The organism is Pseudomonas sp. RL_5y_Pfl2_69, from assembly GCF_963970465.1.
Taxonomy (GTDB): Bacteria; Pseudomonadota; Gammaproteobacteria; order Pseudomonadales; family Pseudomonadaceae; genus Aquipseudomonas.
In genome coordinates this window covers 168,071-190,959 of sequence record NZ_CAXAOU010000007.1, presented here as the reverse complement: position 1 = coordinate 190,959, position 22,889 = coordinate 168,071, and the positions used below count along the sequence as shown (strand labels likewise).

Below are 22,889 nucleotides of genomic sequence, written 5' to 3'. Positions count from 1 at the left end.
GTTCAAGTTCTCCAAGCCTGCCAAGCCCGTCAACGACAAGTAACCACAGCATTTTCATATTTTGCACACGCGCCGTTGAGTCATTGACGACCGCGCGGCATTAGAAAAGGAGCCACCGATGCCAACCATTTCACGCAAAGAATATGCAGGCCTGTTCGGCCCTACCACGGGCGACAAAATCCGCCTGGGTGACACCAACCTGTTTGTCGAGATTGAAAAGGACTTACGTGGTTACGGCGAAGAATCCGTCTACGGCGGCGGCAAATCCCTGCGAGACGGCATGGGGGCCGACAACACCCTGACCCGCGACAACGGTGTGCTGGATCTGGTGATCACCAACGTCACCATCATCGACGCGATCCAGGGCGTGATCAAAGCCGACGTGGGCGTGCGTGACGGCAAGATTGTCGGTATCGGCAAAAGCGGCAACCCGGGCACCATGAGCGGAGTGACCCCCGGCCTGGTGGTGGGTGTGAGCACCGACGCCATTTCCGGTGAGCACCTGATCCTGACCGCAGCCGGGATCGACACCCACGTTCACCTGATCTCGCCACAACAGGCCTACCATGCGCTGTCCAATGGCGTGACCACCTTCTTCGGCGGCGGCATCGGCCCTACCGACGGCACCAACGGCACCACCGTGACCGCAGGCCCGTGGAACATCCGCCAGATGCTGCGCTCGCTCGAAGGGCTGCCGGTCAACGTCGGCATGCTCGGCAAAGGCAACTCCTTCGGCCGCGACCCGCTGGCCGAGCAAATCATCGCCGGTGTCGCCGGTCTGAAGGTTCACGAGGACTGGGGCGCAACTTCAAACGCCATACGCCATGCGCTGCGTACTGCCGACGAGATGGACGTCCAGGTGTCGGTGCACACCGACAGCCTTAACGAATGTGGCTACGTCGAAGACACCATTGATGCCTTCGAAGGTCGTACCATCCACACCTTCCACACTGAAGGCGCCGGTGGCGGTCACGCCCCCGACATCATCAGGGTGGCAAGCCAGAACAACGTGCTGCCGAGCTCGACCAACCCGACCCTGCCCTATGGTGTCAACAGCCAGGCCGAGTTGTTCGACATGATCATGGTCTGTCACAACCTCAACCCGAACGTGCCGGCCGACGTGTCGTTTGCCGAAAGCCGGGTACGCCCGGAAACCATCGCCGCCGAAAACGTGCTGCAGGACATGGGCGTTATCTCCATGTTCTCCAGTGACTCCCAGGCCATGGGCCGGGTCGGTGAAAACTGGTTGCGCGTGATGCAGACCGCCCATGCGATGAAGGTTTCGCGCGGCAAACTGCCGGAAGACAGTGCCGACAACGACAACTTCCGTGTACTGCGGTACGTGGCCAAGATCACCATCAACCCGGCCCTGGCCCAGGGTATCAGCCACGTGCTGGGCTCGGTCGAAGTCGGCAAGATGGCCGACCTGGTGCTCTGGGATCCGCGCTTCTTCGGTGCCAAGCCGAAGATGGTGATCAAGGGCGGCATGATCAACTGGGCCGCGATGGGTGACCCGAACGCCTCCCTGCCAACCCCACAGCCGGTGTTCTACCGCCCGATGTTTGGCGCGTTCGGCAAAACCGTGCAGGACACCTGCGTGACCTTCGTGTCGCAAGCGGCCCTTGAAGACGGCGTGAAAGAAAAAGCCGGGCTGGAACGTCAGGTCGTGGCAGTACGGGGCTGTCGCACCGTCTCCAAAAAAGACCTGGTACGCAACGACCAGACGCCGCTTATCGAAGTTGACCCTGAAACCTTCGCCGTAAAAGTCGACGGTGTGCACGCCACGTGCAAACCCATCGACGTGGCCACCATGAACCAGCGTTATTTCTTTGGCTAAAGTCTGAACGGGCAGCCGCCGGGGACGCATTCATCCCCGGCGGCAAACGCCCGGCAAATGATTCGGGGAAGGAGTTTGCGACGTGATTTTGATTGAACACATTCTGGGCAACGCCAAGAAAGACCCGCTCTGGAAACAGAAACTGGAAAGCGCCAATGTCGACCTTCTGGTACTGGACCAGCGTGAAGCGCAAAAAAGCCGCTGCCGGCGCACCAGTCTCGGCGGGCTGGACCTGGGTATCTCGCTGGAGCGCAACGTCGTGCTGTCCGACGGTGATGTGCTGATGTGGGATGACGCCACCAACACCGCCGTAGTGGTGCAACTGAACCTGCGCGACGTGATGGTGATTGACCTCAAGGAACTTAAACAGCAACCCCTGGACGTTCTGATCAAGACCAGCTTCGAACTGGGCCATGCCCTGGGCAACCAGCACTGGAAAGCCGTGACCAAACACAACGAGGTGTACATCCCGCTCACGGTCGAAACCAAAATGATGGATTCGGTGATGCGCACCCACGGCTTTCAACACTTGCCGTATGCCTTTGTCGGCGGCGCTGAAGTCCTGCCCCTGCTGACCACTTCAGAGGCACGCCTGCTGTTTGGCGGCGCCGAAGAAACCGACACCCACGTTCACGTGGCCAGCCCGCAAGACAAGCTGGACGCGGCAGCCCTCAAGATCCAGGGCCTGCACAGTCACGACTCGCACAGTCACAGCCACGACAATGGCCATACGTTTCACAGCCATAAGCACTGAATCCGGCAAGAAGGCGCTTTGATGAACGCATCAGATCTAATTCGCATCATGCAGTTTGGCGATTCCGTATTGCCAGTGGGTGCCTTTTCGTTCTCGAACGGCGTGGAATCCGCCATTCAGAAAGGCATCGTTCACGATGTCGCGACCCTCAAGGGCTTTGTCCTCACGGCGCTCAAACAAGCGGCCAGTTGTGACGGCATGGGCGTGGTCGCCGCACACCGGGCCTGTGTCGCCGAAGACCGCGACGGGATCCTGCGCGCGGACTGGGCGGTCAATAACCGCAAGCTCAACGAAGAAAGCCGGTTGATGGCGACGCGCATGGGTAAAAAACTGGCCGAAATGTCGATCCATGTCGTCGAAAAACCCTTGGTCCGCTGGTGGCTGGAGCAGATCAAGGCCGGCAACGCGGCGGGCACCTACCCCGTCACCCAGGCCGTGGTGATGTCGACCCAGGGCATTGGCGCCAGGGAAGTGGTGGTGATGCACCAGTACGGTGTCGCCATGACCATCCTCAGCGCCGCCATGCGCCTTATGCGGGTCACGCACCTGGACACCCAGCACATTCTGTTCGAACTCAACCACGACATTGAAGCCTTCTGCGACATCGCTGAAATCGGTGATATCGAACAGATGTCGTCCTATGTACCCATCGTCGATGTGCTCGCCGCCGCTCACGTCAAAGCACACGTGCGGCTGTTCATGAACTGATACTCCCGGATTGCGTTGACGTGGTCGACGCTCAATCAGCTCCCCTATCTGGTAAGGAAATAACCGTGAAAAAGATTACTCGTATTGGTATTGGCGGCCCGGTCGGTTCAGGTAAAACCGCGATCATCGAAGTGATCACTCCGATTCTGATCAACCGTGGCTACAAGCCATTGATCATCACCAACGACATCGTCACCACCGAAGACGCCAAGCAGGTAAAGCGCACCCTCAAAGGGATCCTGGACGAAGACAAGATCCTGGGTGTCGAGACCGGTGCCTGCCCGCACACCGCAGTGCGTGAAGACCCGAGCATGAACATTGCAGCGGTCGAGGAAATGGAAGAGAAGTTCCCCGACAGCGACCTGATCATGATCGAGAGCGGCGGCGACAACCTGACCCTGACCTTCAGCCCCGCCCTGGCCGACTTCTACATCTACGTGATCGACGTGGCAGAAGGCGAAAAAATCCCGCGTAAAAATGGCCCGGGCCTGGTGCAGGCAGACATTCTGATCATCAACAAGATCGACCTTGCGCCCTATGTCGGCGCCAGCCTGGATGTCATGGAAAGCGACACCAAGGTGGTGCGCGGCAACCGTCCGTACATCCTCACCAACTGCAAGACCGGCCACGGCATTGAAGAACTGGTGGACATGATCGAGCACATGTTCCTGTTCGCCCAAAAACCGGCGGTCAAGAGTGAGGTCACTGCATGACAGCGCAGAGCCAGATCGTGAACACCCCGTCACGGCTGCGCGCTCACGCACTGGGCAATGATGCGCCGGAGCTGTCGCAGTACCAGGACGAACCTCCACAAATGCAAAGTGGTGCCGTGGGAAAAAGCGGCTACCTGCGACTGGGTTTTGAAAAGCGCGGCAATCGCAGCGTGCTGGCGGACATGGAGCGGCGCGTGCCGTCGCTGGTGCAGCGGGCCCTGTATTGGGACGAGGTGATGCCCGAGCTGCCCTGTGTGACCATGATCTCGACTTCGGGCTGCGTGCTGCAGGGCGACCGCCTGGCCACTGACGTCAATGTAGGGGTGGGTGCCTGCGGGCACGTCACCACCCAGTCAGCGACCAAAGTGCATTCGATGGATGCCAACTACGCCACGCAAATCCAGCACTTGCGAATCGAGGAAGGCGGCTATCTGGAGTTTATGCCAGACCCGCTGATCCCCCATCGCAATGCGCGGTTTATCACCAGCACCCAGATCAAGATCCACCCCACGGCAACGGCGATCTACTGCGAAGTGTTGATGTCGGGGCGCAAATACCACCATGTCGATGAGCGTTTCGGTTTTGACGTTTACTCCTCGCGAGTGAGCGCTGAAAACCTTGAGGGCCGCGAACTGTTTGTCGAGAAGTACATTCTTGAACCGAAAAAGGAGAGCCTGGACGCCATTGGTGTCATGCAGACCTTCGACGTGTTCGGCAACGTGGTGCTGCTCACGCCCAAGGAGCATCACGACCGGATTGTGGAGCGCATCCCGGCGCTCTTCGACATGAGCGCAGGGCTGGCCAGCGGCGTCACCCGCCTACCGAACGACTGCGGGCTGATTTTCAAGGTACTGGGCAACGACAGCGGTGAGGTCAAGGCGCAAATCCGCGAGTTCTGGAAAGTCGCCCGCGAAGAGATCCTGGGCCTGACACTTCAGCCGCAGTTTTTGTGGAAGTAGCTGTGTAGCAGCTGCCGAAGGAACGAGGCTGCGTCCGACGGCGCAGCCGTCGCAAAATCAGGCACTGCGGTGTGCCAGTCAAACCCTGTCCTCAGGGATTACGACGGCTGCGCCGTCGGACGCAGCCTCGTTCCTACGGCAGCTGCTACGCAAGCGGATCCAGGCCAAATGCACAATTGGGAGAGTCAATATGGAAACTGCATCCAAGTGGTCAAAAGTGGCAGATGGCAACGTCGTCTTTGAGTTTATCGACGTCACTCTGCGCGGTTGCGCTCAAGTCATGTTCCAGAACAACCCCCTGACCGGCTTGCTGTTCTTTGCCGCGATCTTTGTCGGGGCTTTTGCCGAAGGCAATCCGGCAGTGGCCTACGGCAGTGTACTGGGCACCGTGGTAGCAACCTTCACCGGCATGCACCTCAAGGACCACACCTCCTGGAAAGCCGGCCTGTATGGCTATAACGGCTGCCTGGTGGGTGTCGCCCTGCCGACCTTTCTTGCCGTCACCCCCATCCTGTGGCTGTGCATCATCCTGGGCAGCGCGGTCTCGGTGATCGTCACGATCTGCATCGCCGACATCCTGAAAACCTGGAAAGTCGCTGCGCTCACCGCCCCCTTCGTACTGGTGACCTGGACCATGCTGCTGGCCAGCTATGCCTTTGGTGGCCTGGAAAACAGCTCCCTGCCCGTGCCCAACCTGCCCCATGATCTGGTCGCCTACAACACCAGTCTGTTCGACGGCATCGACCTGTTCAAAAGTACGTTCTACGGTGTTTCTGAAGTGTTCCTGATCAGCACGGTGATTGGCAGCGTGCTGTTTCTCGCAGGGCTGGCGGTGTCATCGTTGTGGGCCGCCGTGTTCGGTATTCTCGGATCGCTGCTGGCCGTCCTGACCGCCGTGGTCCTGCAGGCCGAACACAGCAGTATCAATAACGGCCTGTATGCATTCAGCGCCGTGCTGACGGCCATCGCCCTGGGTTCGACCTTCAACAAGCCAAGCTGGCGGGTACTGATCTACACCGTGATCGGGGTGATTTTCACTGTCTTTGTGCAGGGCGCCTTGAATACAGTATTGGGCCCGGCAGGCATCCCGACCCTGACCATGCCCTTTGTGCTGGCTTCCTGGTTGTTCCTGGTGCCCAACAAAGACGTCATGCCGGCCCACCGCCAATAATGTCCGATCCCTGCCGGAGCCTTCCCATGACCGTGATTGCCCAACCCCTGGTCAATGCCGAACCGTCGAACACCACGCGTCGTGCCATTTACCTGCTGGCCGGATTGATTCTGGCCAACCTCCTCGCCTGGGCCTGGGCCTTTATCGAGTTTGGCAACAACCCGGTACTGATGGGCACCGCTTTACTGGCGTACGGCTTCGGCCTGCGCCACGCCGTGGATGCCGATCACATCGCAGCCATCGACAATGTCACCCGCAAACTGATGCAGCAGGGCAAGCGACCGATTGCCGTGGGCACCTGGTTTTCCCTGGGGCATTCCACCATCGTGGTCCTGGCATCCTTTGCCATCGCCGTCACGGCGATGGCTTTCAAGGACGACATGGAGTGGTTCCATGAAACCGGCGGATTGATCGGCACCCTGGTGTCCTCGGTGTTCCTGCTGCTGTTCGGCGTGCTCAACCTGGTGATCCTGATCTCGGTGTACAAGAAGTTCAGGCAGGTCAAGGCCGGCCATAGCCTGCCACCCGAAGAGCTGGACCTGATCACCACTAACAAAGGTGGCCTGATGGCGCGCATCTTTGGCCGGGTGTTCAACCTGGTCAATAAAAGCTGGCACATGTACCCGGTGGGCTTTCTGTTCGGTCTGGGCTTTGACACCGCCACCGAAATCGGCCTGCTGGGCATCAGCGCCACCAGCGCATCCCACGGCATCAGCCTGTGGTCGATCATGGTTTTCCCGATACTGTTCGCCGTGGGCATGGCCCTGATCGATTCACTGGACAACTTCGTGATGATCGGTGCCTACGGCTGGGCGTTTTCCAAACCGGTGCGCAAGCTCTACTACAACATCACCATCACGGCCGCCTCGGTGGTGGTTGCGTTGTTCATCGGCGGCGTCGAGGCATTAGGACTGATTGCCGACAAGCTTGAGCTAACCGGCGGAATATGGACGCCGATCAATGCCATAAGTGAAAACTTCGGCGAAATTGGCTACTGGATCATCGGCATGTTTGTGCTGTGCTGGTTGATCTCGGCCCTCAACTACTACCTGCGCGGTTATGACCAACTGGCAGCCAATACCTGAAAAGACCCAGCACCCGAGACCCCGTGTGGCAGCCAGGAAAACCTGGCCTACACTCCCTTCACCCCTCAATAGACGCGTCGTAGGTGCCATGACTTTATTACAGGACGTAAAAAATCGTATCTCCTTTGCCTATGGAGTCGCTTTGCTGGTGGCGATCAATGGCTTTCTTTTATTCATGCCGGTGTTGCAGCGTGGCATTGCTCACGCCAATACCGTCTCCGGCTCGTTTGACTCATGGAAGGAGGCCCTGAGCTTTTTAGCCTTGCTGGAAATCCCAGGTTTTGTAGTGGGGTTTGTACTGGTACTGATGTCCCTGGGGCTGTTGATCAAGTCGCGTATCAGCTGGTTTTTTGCATTACTGCTGTTGGTAGCCACCGTCTGCGTTGATTTTTTCATCCTTAAAAAAACCGACGCAGTGACCTTCTTTTCACTCTTCACGATTGCGGTCCTGGTCTTCTACTGGCGCCGGTTTGACCACTACAGCCTGGCCACGGGCAGCTTCTTTGCAGTGGTCAGCATCGCCTCGCTGATCGTCTACAGCACCTTGGGCACACTCTACATCGGTGAAGGATTCGCTCCCCCCGTCACCGACCTGCCGTCAGCGTTCTACTTCGCCATTGTGGTGATGTCGACCGTGGGGTTTGGCGACATCGTGCCCCATACCACCGATGCGCGGTTTTTCACCCTGACGGTGATCATCCTGGGCATCACCATCTTCGCGATCTCGGTGGCGTCCATTGCCGGCCCGCTGATCAGCAACAACATCCAACGAATCGTTAAAGGCAGGATTACCCACATGGCCCGTAAAAATCACTACATCCTCGTCGGCGTCGGTTCACTGGCACAAAACGTCTACAAAGGCCTGACCGATCGCGGCGAGCACGTCACGGTCGTGTGCGCCACCGGCAGTCAGCACGACTTGCCCGAAAAGGCCGACATTATCGAAGGTGATCCATCGGCCGCTTCAACCCTGAAATTGGCCGGTGCCGAGGACGCCAAATACATCGTGACCCTGTGCGACAGCGACGCCGAGAACGTGTTCACCATTCTGGCGGCCAAGGAAGTCGCGGGGGATGACACCCAGATCATCGCGCTGGTCAACGAAACGCGGAACATGCCCAAGGTCAAACGCGTCAACCCGACCATGGTACTGTCGCTGCCATTGCTGGGCAGTGAGCTGCTGGTGCGCACATTGCAGGGTGATGAGATCAACAATGACCTGATCACCGAGATGTTCTTCGGCAAGCGTACATCCCTGGCCTGAGCCTTCGGCCGGGATACAAAAAAAGCCCTCTGACGAGGGCTTTTTCATGGCCGTTGCAACCCTGGTTACGGGTTGTCTGATGCGGGCAGCGGCGTGACCTTTGCTCCGGCAACCAGGCCCAGTTCAACGGCGACAAAACCGATTACCAGGCTCAGTACCAGATAGCAGAGGGAGACAAATACACCGCTTGGGTCTTTCATCATTTCGACGGCGCCGAACACGAAGCTGGAGAACGTGGACAACCCGCCCATGATCCCGGTGCCGACCATCACGTGTACGTACTGATTGATCCGGTTGCTCTTGAACAGCGACGTGGCCACTCCCAGCAGGAAGGCGGCGACGATATTGACGACAAAAATATCCATCGGGAAACCGTCGGCCAGGCGCGGCACCGACAGCATGACAAATTCGCGGCACATGGCGCCAAACGCGCCGCCGACGAAAATCAGAATAATCATGTTCAGCATGGTGTTTGCTCCTGTGTCAGCGCGCCAGCCAGGCGCCGAATGCGGCGGCGGCCAGACCGACCAGTACCGAGATGATCAGATAACCTGCCGCCCATGCACGGTCCCGGGCCTTGGCCAGCTTGGAAGCATCCAGCTGCATGCTGCTGAACGTGGTGTAGCCGCCAAGAATACCCGTGAGCACGGCAGCACTCAGGAAGTCGCCATAGCGGTCACGCCAGTCCACGGTAAACAGGATGCTCAAGTAACCGATGACAAAGGCGCCGCTGACGTTGATCAAAAACGTGCCCAGGGGCAAGGAGCCCTTATACAACTGCCCCACCCGCAGCCCGATCCACCAGCGCAGCAACGACCCCAGCCCGCCCCCCAGTCCGACCCAGAAAACATCCAGCGCAGTCATGAAAGTCCCTCTCGTGTCTGTTGGTAAGTGAGGGGAACTCTAGTTCAGAAATACCAGGCGGCACGTGATTTGGAGCATGAGGGGCACCACACACTTTCTTGAACTTTGTGCCTGGCATTTACGGGAGTTGCTTGGTATTTGAATAGCCGCTTTGAAATGGAAGTCACTTGCTAAAGTCCCACCGTGGGACTAGGATCATTTTATGAGAATTGTTGCTACCAGCCAGCTCACAAAATTTTGGCAAAAGCACCCGGGCTCGAAACAGTCCTTCCTTTGCTGGGTAGATGAGGCCAGGCAGGCCGACTGGCAAACACCCGCCGACATCAAGGCCCAGTTTCGCCATGCCAGCATTCTCAAAAGCAGCAGAGTCGTTTTCAACATCAAAGGTAATGAGTATCGGCTCGTGGTCGCGGTGGCTTACCGCTTCAGCGCCCTTTACATCAAATTCGTCGGCACCCACAAACAGTACGACGCCATTGATGCCAATACCGTTGAACTGGAGTAACCCATGAATATTCGCCCAATCCGTACTGAACAAGACTACCAGGACGCCCTGAAGGCTGTTTCCCCCCTGTTCGACAATGAGCCGGAACCAGGCACCCCGCAGGGCGACTACCTCGATGTCATGATTACCTTGATTGAAGCCTATGAAGCTAAGCACTTCCCGATGGACCTGCCCAACCCGATAGAGGCTATACGCTTCAGGATGGAGCAGTCCGGGCTGTCACCTGCCGACCTGGTACCCGCTATCGGCAGACAGAACCGGGTTTACGAGGTGCTCAATGGCAAGCGGGCGCTGACGCTGCCCATGATCTGGAAACTGCATGAGATGTTTGGCATCCCGGCAGAGAGCTTGATCAGGCCGGCAAAACCCTAGCCGCCAGGTATCCCGTCAGCCCGGTGGTTTAAATACAGGCGATTGCGATGAAAAGGAGTACCCTGCCCTCCGGCTTTATCCCCACGCTTATGGACCCCCTATGTTTCCCAACGCTGAACGCTACAACCACTCCACCGAATACGCCAACAAACTGGTAGACCGCATCGGCCAGACCCCGGCCTGGATTGCCCAGCGCATCGGCGTGACCGAAAAGCGCATGCGCTACATCCTCGCAGGCTCGCGCACGATCAAGGGTGATACCACAGAAATCATCATGAGCTACGCCGAGCAGTTCTGCCTGGAGTGCCTGGCCGCTGAAGCCAAGGCCGCCAAGGATCGCGCCAAATCCAAGGCCACCCCACCCGCCAGCGACGTTTAAAACAACCCCATCTGCCCGCCCACCAGCGCGCTGAAGTCGTCGTCGACAAATACCAGAATCGCGTCCGCAACCGGTTGTAGCTGACGCGTCAGGTAGTGGTCGTAGTCCACCTGTGCGGTGCGGTTCTCCAACGGCTGGGGACCGGCCACGGTCATCACGTAGCTGATGGTGCCGCCGTTCTGGTACTGCCGGGGCCGTCCCTGCTGGTCGTTGTACTCATCGGCCAGCCGCGCCGCCCGCACATGGGGCGGGACGTTGCGTTCGTAATCACTGAGTTGACGACGCAGGCGCTTGCGGTAAATCAGCAGTTCGTCATGCTCCCCAGCCAGGGTGCCGCGCACAAAATCCCGTACGTAGTCCTGATAGGGCTGGCGATTGAAGATACGCAGGTACAACGCCTGCTGAAACTGCTGGGCCAGCGGCGACCAGTCGCTGCGCACAGTTTCAAGCCCCTTGTAGACCATCTCCCGACGCCCGTCTGCATGGGCCACCAACCCTGCATAGCGCTTTTTACTGCCCTCTTCGGCGCCGCGGATCGTGGGCATCAGGAACCGGCTGTAATGGGTTTCGAACTGGAGTTCCAACGCACTGGTGAGCCCGTACTCGTCACGCACATGGGCCTGCCACCACTGGTTGACGTGCTGCACCAGGTCATGGCCGATACGGGCAGCGTCTTGTTCGCTGTGTTCGCTGCGCAGCCAGACGAAGGTGGAGTCGGTGTCGCCATAGATCACGCTGTAACCCTTGGCCTCGATCAATGCCCGGGTCTTGAGCATGATCTCGTGTCCCCGCAAGGTGATCGACGACGCCAGTCGCGTATCGAAAAAACGGCAGCCACTGGAACCCAGTACCCCATAGAACGCATTCATGATGATCTTCAGGGCTTGGGACAAGGGGGCGTTTTTTTCCCGCTTGGCCACTTCGCGCCCATTGGCCACCCGCTCGATAATGGCAGGCAGACAATGCCGGGTTCGGGAAAAGCGCGCCCCGCGAAAGCCTGGCACCGAGGCCTCGTCACTCGGCTCGCGCAGCCCTTCCACCAGCCCCAGCGGATCGATCAGGAAGGTGCGGATAATCGACGGGTAAAGGCTTTTGTAATCGAGTACCAGCACCGACTCGTAAAGCCCCGGCTGGGACTCCATCACAAAGCCGCCGGGGCTGGCCTGGGGTGGCTTGTCGCCAAGATTGGGGGCGACAAAGCCCTGGCGGTGCATCAGTGGCATGTACAAATGGTAAAACGCCGCCACTGAACCACCGCTGCGATCTGCCTCAAGGCCCGTGACCGAGGCCCGTTCCAGCAGAAAGGTCAGCAACTCGGTTTTCGCGAATATCCGCGTCACCAGCTCGCAGTCCTTGAGGTTGTAGCGCGCCAGCGCAGGCTTGTCATGGGCAAACATGCGGTTGATTTCGTCCATGCGCTGATACGGCGTGCTGATGTCCTTGCCTTCACCCAGCAGGGTCTGGGAGACGTTTTCCAGGCTGAAGGAGGGAAACGACCAGGTTGCCGAACGCAACGACTCAATGCCGTCGATGATCAGACGCCCCGCCGCGCTGGCGAAAAAATGGTTGTTTCGGGTGCCGTGCTCGCGCCACTGCATTTCACTGCCCCCACGTCCCAGCAGCAACGGAATGCCCAGCCGGCGGGCATGCTCGTGCAATACCCGCAGGTCAAATTGCACAACGTTCCAGCCAATGATTGCATCGGGATCATGCAGCGCCAGCCACTGGTTCAGGCGCAGCAACAGGTCGCCCCGGGTCGCACAGAACTCAAGATCGAAATCGACTGCAGTGTCAGCCTCGGTGGCCTTGCCCAGCATATACACCTGACGCTGGCCACAGCCCTCCAGGGCAATGGAATACAGATCACCCTGGGCGCTGGTCTCGATATCCAGCGAGACCAGTTTCAAGCGCGGCCGGTAATCGGGATGGGGCTTTAGCCGGGCATCCAGCAACGAACCATCGTCCTGGGCCCGGCCGCCGAAACTCACCGGGGCGGTGATAAAACGCTCCATCAGGAAACGCTCCGGCGGGCGCACATCAGCCTCATACACATCGACCCCGGCGCGCCGCAGACGCTGGGCAACGTCCATCAACTGGGCATGCTGGCGGCAGTAAAGGCCCGTGACCGGTCGCGATTGAAAATCGCAGAGCTGCAGCTCGCGAAACGCCACACCCCGTTCATCCTGCAACAGCGTCTGCGCCTGAGCGAGCTGCACCGTCGGGATGAACGCGGTCGAGGTCTGACAAGGCAGGCGCACGTGCTGCGGCCCGTCATCGGTCGCCAACCAGAAGTCGACTTCGATACCCGACGGCGTATCGCGCCAGTGCCGGGTCAGGACAAACCCCTGCCTCAATTCCACCGTCGCAGCCTCACGAACTTACAAGCATGTCGCCAGCATCGCCAAACGGCGCATGGCGCTAGCGTCGCCGGGTTGCTTGGCGTAATAGCTCACCGAAGTGCCCGTACCCTGGGGCACCAGATCGGCAAAGGACTCTGCGCCACGGGTATACACCGTCAGTGGGCCGGTCTTGTCGTTGTTGACATAGGCACTGGCATCCACCCCGAAGACGCTTTCGTCCTCCCAGGAAAACTTGATGCATTCGGCGACCAGCGCCGTGGCTTTATCCGACGCCAGCACCCGGACCGGTGCTTTGCTGCGGGCAGTGTCCATCGCAGGAGACACACAACCGGCCAGCAAGGCCAGGCTCAAAACGCCAATCAGCATTCGCATTGGAAATCCCCTTGATAAAGGCCAATACGATATCACGCAGCCAGCTTGTACAGGTGGCTAAATAACCAGTACTCAACCCCCAGGCCAGAGCCAGCAAAGTCTACGGGGCAGATAACCGTTGGTCATTTAACAGTGACCCAGACCACAGAATCGGCAGTTTTTAGCCACCACGACAGCGAATCCCGGGGTTAGTGCTAGCGTCAATAAAAATAAATTCGCCGCGCATCGGACGATAGAGCGCCATGGGCTATTGAAGGAGCAATACGATGGGATCAAGCACCGCCCGCAAAGCCAGTGTCACGGCACTCACGCTGGCCCTGATGCCGCTGGCAAGCTGAGCCGACAATGCCCGCGACTGGCAAAACACGCCCACCGACCTGAACATGCTGTTCGGGTATTACAACCGCGTCGACAGCAACACCCCCATCGACACATCACTGCCCATCGACGGCCTGTCGCTCAATGCTGATGTCTACATCCTGCGCTATGCCCGATCGTTCTCCGTAGAAGGTCGCAACACCGCGATCCAGTTCCTGCAACCCTATGCCGACCTCTCGGCGTCTTTTGACAACGCCCGCTTTTTCACCGGCACCAAGCACAACGGCGGCATGGGCGACGCCCAAGTGGTGCTGGCGCACAACATCTTCGGCGGCCCGGCCCTGAGCAAGGAGGAATTTGCCACATGGACCCCGGAAACCTTTCTCACCGGCGCCCTGTGGGTGACGACGCCCACCGGTGACTACGACAAAAACCGGGTGATCAATATCGGAGCCAACCGCTGGGTCTTCAAACCGGAAATCGGCTTTGGCACGCCCATCGGCCCTACCTGGCTTGAACTCAACACCTGGGTTTCGCTGTTCGGTGACAACGACGAATACCAGGGCGACAGCAAGCTTGAGCAAAAGCCGCTGTATGCCATTGAAGGCCATTACAGCTACACCATCAATCGCGCCCTCTGGGCCTCGCTGGACGCCACTTACACCCGCGGCGGCGAGACCAAGATCGACGGCGACTGGCAGGACAACAAACAGGAGAGCACCCTGGCAGGCGCCAGTCTGGGCTTTATGCTCACGCCCCAGTTCGGCGGCCTGCTGGCTTACTCCGACACCGTGACCGAACGCAAAGGTTCGCCGGATATCACCACCTGGACCCTGCGCATGCAGTACGTCTGGTAGAGGCCGCCCCCATGCCCGTCTTGCGTCATGCCTTGCTCGGTCTGCTCCTGGCCTTTGGTGGCCAGGTCCAGGCCGCTGATGACATCGCCATTGAGCCCGCGGCCTTGCAGGCACTGGAGCGGATGGGCAGCTACTTGCGCAGCCTCCGGCAGTTTGGCGTCGAGGCCAGCAGCCAGACCGACCAGGTGCTTGAAAACGGCCAGACCGTCGAGTTTCGTCATACCACCCGGCTGCTGGCCCAACAGCCGGACAAACTGATGGTCTCGGTCGACAATCAAGGCGTGCGCCGCACGCTCTATTACAACGGCAAGCACTTTACTCTCCACCAGAGCCCCAGCACCTACTACGCCAGCGCTCCAGCGCCAGCCAGCATCAATGCCCTTATTGACCTGCTCAACAGCCGTTACGGTATCGAGTTGCCCCTGGCCGACCTGTTTCGCTGGAACGCCAACACCGCCAGACAGGCCGGACTGCGTTCAGCCGTGCTGATGGGCAGTGACACGCTGCAAGGCCAGCGCTGTGATCACTACGCCTTGCGCCAGGATGATATCGACTGGCAACTGTGGCTGCGCCAGGGCGAGCAGCCTCTGCCTTGTCGCCTGACCATCAGCCGCCGCGATATCCCCGAGCACCCGCGCCATAGCGTGGACTTTACCTGGCAACTCAACCCGTCGATCAGTGCCAGCAGTTTTGAGTTCGATCCCCCCCCGGGGGCACAGGAAGTGCCTTTGCAATGGGCCCCCGACAAGTACAGGCTGGAGGCGCAACCATGAAGCGCCTGCATTGGCTGTTGTGTGGCGTGCTCGGCGCCTGCCTGCTGCACACCGCAGTCGCCCAGGCCTGGCAACTGCGCGCAGGTGGCGGCGCACGCACGTTTGTGGTGCCCCACAATGGCGGGCACCCACCGCCTCCACACCCCATGCCGCAGCCAGCACCCCACCCTCAGCCGGGTCCGGGTCCGCATCCGTACCCGCAACCGGGACCGCATCCTTATCCGCAACCGCATCCCTACCCGGCACCCCGGCCCATGCCGCCGCCTCCACGGCCCATGCCGCCACCGCCTCCGCCGCCGCCGGATAACTGGTATCACCCGTGGGCCGCTGCAGCCGTAGTCGGGGCAACAACGGCCACGGCAATAGCCATTGGCTCCCAGGTCAACAGCGCTCCCCCCGATTGCGTGTCGGTGATGGCCAACAATGTGGCGTATCAGCACTGCGGCCCCACCTGGTACCAACCCCGTTACGTAGGCGGCAACGTGCAGTTTGTGGTGGTTCCCGCCCCCTGGTAATCATGCTTGAGCAAGGAATGCTTTATGACAGCGCTCACTGATCTGAACGCCCTGCAAGCCAGCATCGCTGAAGCGGTACTGGGCCAGGACGAGGTTATCCGCCAAATCATCGTCGGCCTGTTGGCCAATGGTCACCTGCTGCTCGAAAGCCTGCCGGGGCTGGCCAAGACCCGCACCGTCAAGGCGCTGGCCAGGCACCTGGATGCAAAGATGAGCCGTATCCAGTTCACACCTGACCTGCTGCCCTCGGACATCACCGGCGCCGAAGTACTGCATCAGGTCGATGGGCAAAATCAGATCATGTTTCAGCCAGGCCCCCTCTTCGGCAACCTGATCCTGGCCGACGAGATCAACCGTGCGCCTGCCAAAGTCCAGGCCGCCTTGCTCGAAGCCATGGAAGAACGCCAGATCACCGTTGCCGGCAACAGCCATCAATTGCCCGGGCTGTTTATTGTTCTGGCCACCCAAAACCCTATCGAACAAGAAGGCACCTACCCGCTGCCCGAGGCGCAGATGGACCGCTTCCTGATGAAAGTGCTGCTCGACTACCCCAGCCCTGCAAACGAGTCTCAAGTGCTGCGCATGTTACGCGCCGAAGAACAGACGCAACACGCAGCGATCGACAGCGCACCGGGGTTTGCCCTGGGTCAGGAGGCGATTTTTGCGGCCCGCGCAGAAGTCAGCGCGGTCACCGTCGCCCCCGCCATTGACCGCTACCTGATCGACCTGATCAACGCCACCCGGCATCCGGCCGACTACGACTCCGACCTGGCTCGCTGGATATCCATTGGCGCCAGCCCCCGGGGCGGTATCGGCCTGGACCGTTGCGCCCGCGCCGATGCCTGGCTGCGCGGCCAGGCATTCGTGTCACCCGATAATGTGCGCGCCATGGTCCATCCGGTACTGCGCCATCGCCTGCAACTCAGCTACGACGCCGTGGCCGATGGCATCAATGCCGATCAGGTGCTCGACAGACTGCTCGATAAAGTCGCTGTCCCTGCCTGAGGAGCTGGCCGATGCATGCTCCACAGCAGACCACCGATGGACGGGTGTACGTGTCCCTGGCGCAATTGATGGCGCTGGAGTTCAAGGCGCGGGCGTTGAGTTTTGTCGCGCGCCAGCCCCAGGGCAGCATCCTCTCGGGCAACCACGCTTCGCGCTTGCGCGGCCGTGGCCTGAATTTTGACGAGTTGCGCCGCTATCAGCCCGGTGACGACCTGCGCCACCTCGACTGGCGGGCCTCGTTGCGCACCGGCAAACCGGTGGTGCGCACATTTACCGAAGAGCGCGACCGCCCGGCATTAATCGTGGTCGATCAGCGCATGTCGATGTTTTTTGGTTCAAGCCGCAGTTTCAAATCCGCCACCGCCGCCGAGCTGGGCGCACTGGCAGCGTGGATGGTGTTCAACGCCGGCGACCGGGTCGGCGCCCTGGTGTTCAACGACCAGCGCATCGACAGCATCGCCCCGCTGCGCAGCCGCAAGCGGGTCGAAGCGCTGTGCAGCAAGATCGTGGGGCAAAACCATGAACTCAATGCCACGCAACCCGACTGCGAAGAGGCCACCCAGCTGGACAAGGTCCTGCAGCACTGCCTCGCCGTAGCCGGGCACGACCACCTGATTTGCCTGATCAGCGATTTCGCCGGGGCCGGAGCGCACACCCTGCAGTTGATGCGCCAACTGGCTGTCCACAACGATGTCATCGCGATGCAGGTCTACGATCCCCTGGCGCTCAACCTGCCAAAAGCCGGGCGCCTGCTGGTTACCCAAGGCCAGTTACAGGTTGAGTTGGCGGTACAGCACGCGTACGTACGCCAACCCCTGGGCGACTTCTTCAGCGGGCGCTTCAAGGACATCGCCAGCCTGCTGCGCCGCAGCCAGGTGCCGCTGATGATGTTCAGCACCGCGCTGGATGCCCACAGCCAGCTGCGTACCGAACTGGGCAAACTGGGTGGGGGGCGTCGATGACCACCCCTATCCCCAGCATTGACCAACTGCAAACCCTGGCCCTGCCTGCGCCCGTCAGCTATATGCCGCAGACCTGGGGCTGGTGGGCCTTGCTCGGGGTTGTGCTGACCGGCCTGGCGGCCTGGGGCGTACGCGCCGTCTGGCAGTGGCGACGCAACCGCTACCGGCGCGAGGCCTTGCAACACCTGGCGCAACTGCGCGCGGCCAACGACCCGTTGGGTACCTTGCGCGAGCTGCCCACGCTGCTTAAACGGGTGGCCCTGTCCATGCCCGGCCCGCAGGTCGCAGGCCCGTTGCAGGGTGACGCCTGGCAGGATTTTTTGCGCAGCCACAGCCCCCGGCCCGTGCCCGAGGATTTCAGTCAGCAACTGGCGTTTCTGGCCTACGCCCCGGATGAACAACTGCTCGCCCTGCCCTATACACAACGCCAGCAGTTGGTCGAGACCTGCACACGCTGGGTGGAGCAACACCATGTGGCAGTTTGATTACCCCTGGCTGCTGCTGTTGCTGCCCTTGCCGTGGTTCGGCTACCGCTGGCTGCCCGCCTATCGCGAAGCCCGCAGTGCCGTGCGCGTACCGTTTTTCAACGCCATGAGCCGCGCCGTCGACCAGACACCCCAAGTGTCAGGCGCGCAGAACAACCGCTGGCAATTGCTGCTCAACCTGCTGGTGTGGGCATTACTGGTAGTGGCCGTGGCCAGGCCGGTCTGGATCGAAAAACCCATTGAACGCCAGCAACCGGTGCGCGACCTGATGCTCGCCATCGACATCTCGCAGTCCATGGAAACCACAGATTTCACTGATGCCAGCGGGCAGAAAATCAACCGTCTGGCGGCAGTCAAGCAGGTGGTCCAGGACTTTATCCAGCGACGCAAGGACGACCGTATCGGCCTGATCGTGTTTGGCAGCGGTGCCTACCCGCAAGCACCGCTGACCCTCGACCACGCCAGCCTGTCGCTGCTGCTGGACGACACCGCAATCGGCATGGCCGGACCCAACACCGCCATAGGCGACGCCATTGGCTTGAGCCTCAAATTGCTCGACCAGGCCCATGAACCGGAAAAAGTGCTGATTCTGCTCACCGATGGCAACGACACCAGCAGCGCCATCTCCGTGAGCCGTGCAGCCTCGATGGCAGCGGCCAAAGGCGTGGTGATCCACACCATAGGGATTGGCGACCCGAGTGCCGAAGGCGAGGCCAAGGTCAACCTGACGGCACTGCAGGGCATCGCCAAAAGCACCGGTGGCCAGTACTTTCGCGCCGAAGACCGCGACAGCCTGAATCAGGTGTACGCCACCCTCGACAGCATCACCCCCCATCAGGTGAAAACGTTCAGCCACCAGCCAAAGCGTGATCTGTTCTGGCTGCCGGTGGCGAGCGCCATCAGCCTGTTGGCGATGTATCACCTGTTTGCGCTACTGGCCTCTCGGTTCAACCAGCGCTCAGCACGGCAGGAGGCTTGAGATGGAAATCAACCTCGGCGACTTCCACTTTCTGCGCCCGGCCTGGCTGCTGCTGGCGGTTTTCGGCGCCCTGCTGCCGGTCGTGTGGCGACGCAGCCATGACCAGCAACGGCGCCTGCGGGCGATCATTGCCCCGCACCTGTTGCCGCACCTGTTGATCACCCCCCGGGACCCGCACCGCCTGCGCCCTGTGCACTTGACCGGCGCCTTGCTGATCATCGGCGCCATGGCTGCGGCAGGCCCCACCTGGGAGCAGGACCGCCCGGCGTTCCTGCAAAACCGCGCCCCGTTGATCATCGCCCTCGACCTGTCACCGTCGATGGATGCCAGCGATGTGCAGCCCACCCGGCTGCAAGCGGCCAAACACAAACTCCATGACCTGATCGCCCGACGCAGCGGTGCCCGCACGGCCCTGATTGCCTATGCGGGCAGCGCCCATCTGGTATTGCCCGCCACCGACGATCCGCAACTGCTCGACAGCTTTATCCAGGCCCTGGGCACGGATCTGATCGCACGACCCGGCAAGAACGTGGCAGCCGTGATCGAACAGGCCAGGCGTCTGCTGCAGGCTGAAAACGCTCCCGGCACCCTGTTGTTGATCACCGACGGTGCCGACACGGCACAGCTGGACAGCCTCAAACCCCTGCTGCAGGGCAGCGCCTTGCAAGTGCTGGTACTGGCGGCAGGCAGCACCCATGGCGGAATAATCCGCGATGCCAGCGGCCAGCCGCGCACGGACAGCAATGGCCGACCGCAACTGGGCTCTTTCGACGGTGCCGCCCTCAAGCAATTGGCCGCAGCGACCGACGCGCCACTGGGCAGCCTGACCCTCAACGATGATGACCTGGACTGGATCGAAGGCCACGCCCGTCAGCACTTTCTGGCCGCCAGCGATGAGCAGCGCGAACTGCAGTGGAAAGACGCGGGCTACTGGCTCTGCGGGCCACTGCTGTTGATCGCGTTTTTTTCCGTGCGTCGCGGCTGGAGCCTGAACTGGAACGCCGTGCTGGTGATCGGCGTGGGCATGGCCCTGCAGCCGGCACCGGCGCAAGCCAATGCCTTGACCGATGCGTTCTTCACCCGAGACCAGCAAGGACGCTGGGCCTTTGAACATCAGCACTATCCGGCGGCCGCCGACCTCTTCGTCGACCCCTACTGGAAAGGCATCGCCGCCTATAACGCTGCCGACTTCGATCTGGCACTGGCCAGCTTCGCGCAGCTGAACACCCCCCAGGCGTACTTCTATCTGGGCAATATTTACGTGCGTCGCTTCAAGTTCGATCAGGCAATTGCTGCCTACCGCCAGGCGTTGATCCTGCAACCACAGTTCCCCGAAGCCAGCGCCAACCTGGCCCTGGCAATTGCACTGCAAAAAGACACTGACAGTGCCGAACAGAACACCCCCGAGGTCAAACCCGACGCCATCAAATTCGACAAGCAACCGGGCAAGGGTCAGAGCAAGCCGCTGCAGACCCGACAGGCGGCCAGCGATGAGCAATGGCTGGAAAACCTGACCACTTCCCCGGCCAATTTCTTGCGCCAAAAATTCAGCCTGCAAGACCAGAAGGTGGCGCCATGAAGCGCTATGCGTTGACGCTCATGCTGTTTACCGGCCTGGTGCTGGCCGATGAGCCTCAACTGCTGGTGCAAACCCGCCTGGTGCCGGGCGATACCGTCATGGTCGGCGAAGCGTTGCAGTTACAGGTCGATGTCCTGACCAACACCTGGTTCACCGGCGGTGCAACGCTGGCGCAATTGAGCCTTCCCGGCGCCGATATCACACAGCCCGATGGCGAAGCCGAACACCTCTCGCAAACCGTTCAAGGGCAGCCGTTCAGCGGCCTGCGCTACACCTACCGGATCACCCCGACGCTGGCCCAGGACTTCACTGTTGCGCCGCTGACCGTCCGCGCCACTCCCGCCCAGGCCAGCCATGAGCTGTCGGGGCAAACCCCGGCACTGACTTTTCGCGCCAACCTGCCCGCGGGCTTCAGCCCCGGCGAACCGATACTGGTGGCCAGCGCCCTGCGCTTGAGTCAGACCTTCACCGCCCACAGCGGTCCGTTCAAGGTGGGTGACAGCCTCACCCGCACCCTGACGCTGCAGGCTGACGACACCCAGGGCCTGTCGCTGCCCGCCCCCAACCTGACCCGCGTGTCAGGGCTCAGTGCCTACCCGCAAACCCCGCAGGTGAGCAATCGGGATGACGGTCGTGGCGGCTTCATCGGCGGACAACGCATCGATGCCGTGAGTTATCGGATTGAGCGCGAGGGCGACTTCAGCCTGCCGGCGATCAGCGTCAAATGGTGGGACAGCGTCAAACGCACGGTGCACACCAGCCAGGTCCCGGCAATCACCTTCAAGGCCACGGCCAACAGCAGCTACACCCCGGTGTTTTCCGTCGTTGAAGACCTCAGGCAACTGGGGCAGCCGACCCGGCTGTACCTGCCCGGATCCGTGCTGGCTGCGGGTTCGGTCCTGCTGCTGGCGGCCCTCGCCTATCTGAACCGGCGCCGGATGCAACAGGGCATCACCACGGCACGACACTGGCTACGCTCCCGCCCCCCGCGCAAAACCTGGGGCTTGCGGCCCCTTAACCCCGTTCATGAAAAGGACTTCCCGAAATGAACACATCCACACCTGCCTCCTCAGTGGCTACACGGACGGTAGCGGCGCTGTTGTTTGCCCTGCCCCTGTTCGCCCTGGCCGCCGATCCATTGCCGTCCTGGAACGAAGGCCCCACCAAAACAGGCATCCTGGAATTCGTGCAGACGGTCACCACACCCGACAGCAAAGGGTTTGTAGCACCCGAAGCGCGCATCGCCGTATTCGACAACGATGGCACCTTGTGGAGCGAGCAGCCGGGCTATTTTGAAGCGCTGTACGCTTTCGACGAAATCAGGCGCATGGCCGACCAGCACCCGGAGTGGAAAGACCGGCAACCGTTCAAGGCAGTCATCGAAAACGACCACAAGGCCTTGGCCGAAGCAGGCATGGAGGGCCTGGTGGAAATTTTCATGGCCACCCACGCCGGGCTCACCACCGATGAGTTTCGCGACAACGTCCAGCGCTGGCTGAGCACGGCCCGCCACCCCACCAGCGGCAAGCCCTACACCGAGATGGTCTACCAGCCGATGCTGGAAGTACTTGCTTACCTGCGCAGCCAGGGCTTCAAACCCTACATCGTGTCCGGCGGTGATACCGGTTTTATGCGTGTGTTCGCCGAAGAGGTATACGGCATCCCGCCTGAGCAGGTGATCGGCTCCTCATTTGTCACGCAGTACCAGGTCAAGGACGGCAAACCGTCCATTTTGCGCACCGCCAAAATCGCCCACAACGATGACGGCCCCGGCAAACCGGTCAGCATCGACAGCGTGATTGGCCGTCGGCCGATCCTGGCGTTCGGCAACTCCGACGGCGACCTGCAAATGCTCCAGTGGACCGCTGCAGGCACGGGCCCGCGCTTTATGGGCCTGGTGCACCACACCGACGCCAAGCGCGAATGGGCTTATGACAGGGACTCAACAATCGGCCGCCTGGACAAGGCGCTCGATCAGGCAAAACAGCAGAACTGGACTATCGTCGATATGGCGTCGCAGTGGCGGCACATCTATCCATTCGAGTCCGGCGCGAACGAGCAACAGCCATAAGA

24 protein-coding genes and 1 pseudogene are annotated in these 22,889 nt (G+C 60.6%); 21 read left to right on the top strand and 4 right to left on the bottom strand.

Annotated elements, in window-relative coordinates; translation table 11 throughout:
• Positions 1 to 118 precede the first annotated feature (118 nt).
• The 8 genes from AACY07_RS14250 to kch all read left to right on the top strand — a co-directional run bounded on the left by AACY07_RS14250 (position 119) and on the right by kch (position 8,491).
• Positions 119 to 1,837 (top strand): urease subunit alpha, encoded by a 1,719-nt coding sequence (locus AACY07_RS14250; RefSeq protein ID WP_133077603.1) that lies wholly within the window; start codon positions 119 to 121, stop codon positions 1,835 to 1,837.
• 82 nt (positions 1,838 to 1,919) lie between these two features.
• Positions 1,920 to 2,591, top strand: a complete 672-nt coding sequence (ureE, locus tag AACY07_RS14245) for an urease accessory protein UreE (protein ID WP_339475444.1) — start codon at positions 1,920 to 1,922, stop codon at positions 2,589 to 2,591.
• Positions 2,592 to 2,612: 21 nt separating this feature from the next.
• A complete protein-coding gene (locus AACY07_RS14240) occupies positions 2,613 to 3,299 on the top strand; it encodes an urease accessory protein UreF (RefSeq protein WP_133077601.1) in 687 nt (228 codons plus the stop codon).
• A 65-nt stretch (positions 3,300 to 3,364) separates the two neighbouring features.
• Positions 3,365 to 4,012 carry an urease accessory protein UreG gene (gene ureG, locus AACY07_RS14235; protein WP_019828475.1) on the top strand — a complete coding sequence of 216 codons (648 nt, stop codon included), beginning with the start codon at positions 3,365 to 3,367 and terminating at the stop codon, positions 4,010 to 4,012.
• Entirely contained in the window at positions 4,009 to 4,971 is a 963-nt protein-coding gene (locus AACY07_RS14230; RefSeq protein WP_133077600.1) for an urease accessory protein UreD, read from the top strand. Before ureG ends, AACY07_RS14230 begins: the two co-directional genes overlap by 4 nt.
• 190 nt (positions 4,972 to 5,161) lie before the next feature.
• Positions 5,162 to 6,142 carry an urea transporter gene (gene yut, locus AACY07_RS14225; protein WP_339475441.1) on the top strand — a complete coding sequence of 327 codons (981 nt, stop codon included), beginning with the start codon at positions 5,162 to 5,164 and terminating at the stop codon, positions 6,140 to 6,142.
• A 26-nt stretch (positions 6,143 to 6,168) separates the two neighbouring features.
• Positions 6,169 to 7,227 carry a HoxN/HupN/NixA family nickel/cobalt transporter gene (locus AACY07_RS14220; protein WP_133077598.1) on the top strand — a complete coding sequence of 353 codons (1,059 nt, stop codon included), beginning with the start codon at positions 6,169 to 6,171 and terminating at the stop codon, positions 7,225 to 7,227.
• A gap of 88 nt (positions 7,228 to 7,315) precedes the next feature.
• Positions 7,316 to 8,491, top strand: coding sequence for a voltage-gated potassium channel protein (gene kch, locus AACY07_RS14215; protein WP_339475438.1), 1,176 nt, complete (start codon positions 7,316 to 7,318; stop codon positions 8,489 to 8,491).
• Between the two features lie 65 nt (positions 8,492 to 8,556).
• On the opposite strand, the gene crcB (AACY07_RS14210) is transcribed toward kch, so the two are convergent.
• Both crcB (AACY07_RS14210) and crcB (AACY07_RS14205) read right to left on the bottom strand, forming a co-directional pair.
• Entirely contained in the window at positions 8,557 to 8,958 is a 402-nt protein-coding gene (crcB, locus tag AACY07_RS14210) for a fluoride efflux transporter CrcB (protein ID WP_133077596.1), read from the bottom strand.
• Positions 8,959 to 8,974: 16 nt separating this feature from the next.
• Positions 8,975 to 9,355: a fluoride efflux transporter CrcB gene (crcB, locus tag AACY07_RS14205; RefSeq protein WP_133077595.1), complete on the bottom strand. Its 381-nt coding sequence runs from the start codon at positions 9,353 to 9,355 to the stop codon at positions 8,975 to 8,977.
• A gap of 202 nt (positions 9,356 to 9,557) precedes the next feature.
• Between crcB (AACY07_RS14205) and AACY07_RS14200 the strand changes: the two genes are divergently transcribed.
• The 3 genes from AACY07_RS14200 to AACY07_RS14190 all read left to right on the top strand — a co-directional run bounded on the left by AACY07_RS14200 (position 9,558) and on the right by AACY07_RS14190 (position 10,611).
• Positions 9,558 to 9,860 carry a type II toxin-antitoxin system HigB family toxin gene (locus tag AACY07_RS14200; protein WP_133077594.1) on the top strand — a complete coding sequence of 101 codons (303 nt, stop codon included), beginning with the start codon at positions 9,558 to 9,560 and terminating at the stop codon, positions 9,858 to 9,860.
• Between the two features lie 3 nt (positions 9,861 to 9,863).
• Entirely contained in the window at positions 9,864 to 10,232 is a 369-nt protein-coding gene (locus AACY07_RS14195) for a transcriptional regulator (RefSeq protein WP_133077593.1), read from the top strand.
• A 100-nt stretch (positions 10,233 to 10,332) separates the two neighbouring features.
• The gene (locus tag AACY07_RS14190; protein ID WP_339475429.1) at positions 10,333 to 10,611 is read left to right on the top strand and encodes a hypothetical protein; all 279 of its coding nucleotides are present in this window, start codon (positions 10,333 to 10,335) and stop codon (positions 10,609 to 10,611) included.
• On the opposite strand, the gene AACY07_RS14185 is transcribed toward AACY07_RS14190, so the two are convergent.
• Positions 10,608 to 12,971 (bottom strand): DNA polymerase II, encoded by a 2,364-nt coding sequence (locus AACY07_RS14185; protein ID WP_339475427.1) that lies wholly within the window; start codon positions 12,969 to 12,971, stop codon positions 10,608 to 10,610. The genes AACY07_RS14190 and AACY07_RS14185 overlap by 4 nt on opposite strands.
• An 18-nt stretch (positions 12,972 to 12,989) precedes the next feature.
• Positions 12,990 to 13,343, bottom strand: a complete 354-nt coding sequence (locus AACY07_RS14180) for a hypothetical protein (protein ID WP_219261223.1) — start codon at positions 13,341 to 13,343, stop codon at positions 12,990 to 12,992.
• A 320-nt stretch (positions 13,344 to 13,663) separates the two neighbouring features.
• Here AACY07_RS14180 and AACY07_RS14175 point away from each other — a divergent pair.
• The 10 genes and pseudogenes from AACY07_RS14175 (at position 13,664) to AACY07_RS14130 (ending at position 22,887) form a co-directional block, all read left to right on the top strand.
• Positions 13,664 to 14,518 (top strand): annotated as a pseudogene (locus tag AACY07_RS14175) (transporter).
• 11 nt (positions 14,519 to 14,529) lie between these two features.
• Complete coding sequence (locus tag AACY07_RS14170; protein ID WP_339475425.1) at positions 14,530 to 15,291, top strand: DUF2092 domain-containing protein; 762 nt, start codon at positions 14,530 to 14,532, stop codon at positions 15,289 to 15,291.
• Entirely contained in the window at positions 15,288 to 15,806 is a 519-nt protein-coding gene (locus AACY07_RS14165) for a hypothetical protein (RefSeq protein ID WP_339475422.1), read from the top strand. Before AACY07_RS14170 ends, AACY07_RS14165 begins: the two co-directional genes overlap by 4 nt.
• A 24-nt stretch (positions 15,807 to 15,830) precedes the next feature.
• Positions 15,831 to 16,811, top strand: a complete 981-nt coding sequence (locus tag AACY07_RS14160) for an AAA family ATPase (RefSeq protein ID WP_339475419.1) — start codon at positions 15,831 to 15,833, stop codon at positions 16,809 to 16,811.
• An 11-nt stretch (positions 16,812 to 16,822) separates the two neighbouring features.
• Positions 16,823 to 17,773, top strand: a complete 951-nt coding sequence (locus AACY07_RS14155; protein ID WP_339475416.1) for a DUF58 domain-containing protein — start codon at positions 16,823 to 16,825, stop codon at positions 17,771 to 17,773.
• Positions 17,770 to 18,258, top strand: a complete 489-nt coding sequence (locus AACY07_RS14150) for a DUF4381 domain-containing protein (RefSeq protein WP_339475413.1) — start codon at positions 17,770 to 17,772, stop codon at positions 18,256 to 18,258. Before AACY07_RS14155 ends, AACY07_RS14150 begins: the two co-directional genes overlap by 4 nt.
• Positions 18,245 to 19,237, top strand: a complete 993-nt coding sequence (locus AACY07_RS14145) for a vWA domain-containing protein (RefSeq protein WP_339475410.1) — start codon at positions 18,245 to 18,247, stop codon at positions 19,235 to 19,237. The genes AACY07_RS14150 and AACY07_RS14145 overlap by 14 nt, the downstream gene beginning before the upstream one ends.
• Position 19,238: 1 nt before the next feature.
• A complete protein-coding gene (locus AACY07_RS14140) occupies positions 19,239 to 20,816 on the top strand; it encodes a VWA domain-containing protein (protein ID WP_339475408.1) in 1,578 nt (525 codons plus the stop codon).
• Positions 20,813 to 21,865: a hypothetical protein gene (locus AACY07_RS14135; RefSeq protein ID WP_339475406.1), complete on the top strand. Its 1,053-nt coding sequence runs from the start codon at positions 20,813 to 20,815 to the stop codon at positions 21,863 to 21,865. Before AACY07_RS14140 ends, AACY07_RS14135 begins: the two co-directional genes overlap by 4 nt.
• Positions 21,862 to 22,887, top strand: coding sequence for an HAD family hydrolase (locus AACY07_RS14130; protein ID WP_339475403.1), 1,026 nt, complete (start codon positions 21,862 to 21,864; stop codon positions 22,885 to 22,887). The genes AACY07_RS14135 and AACY07_RS14130 overlap by 4 nt, the downstream gene beginning before the upstream one ends.
• The last annotated feature ends 2 nt before the right edge of the window (positions 22,888 to 22,889 follow it).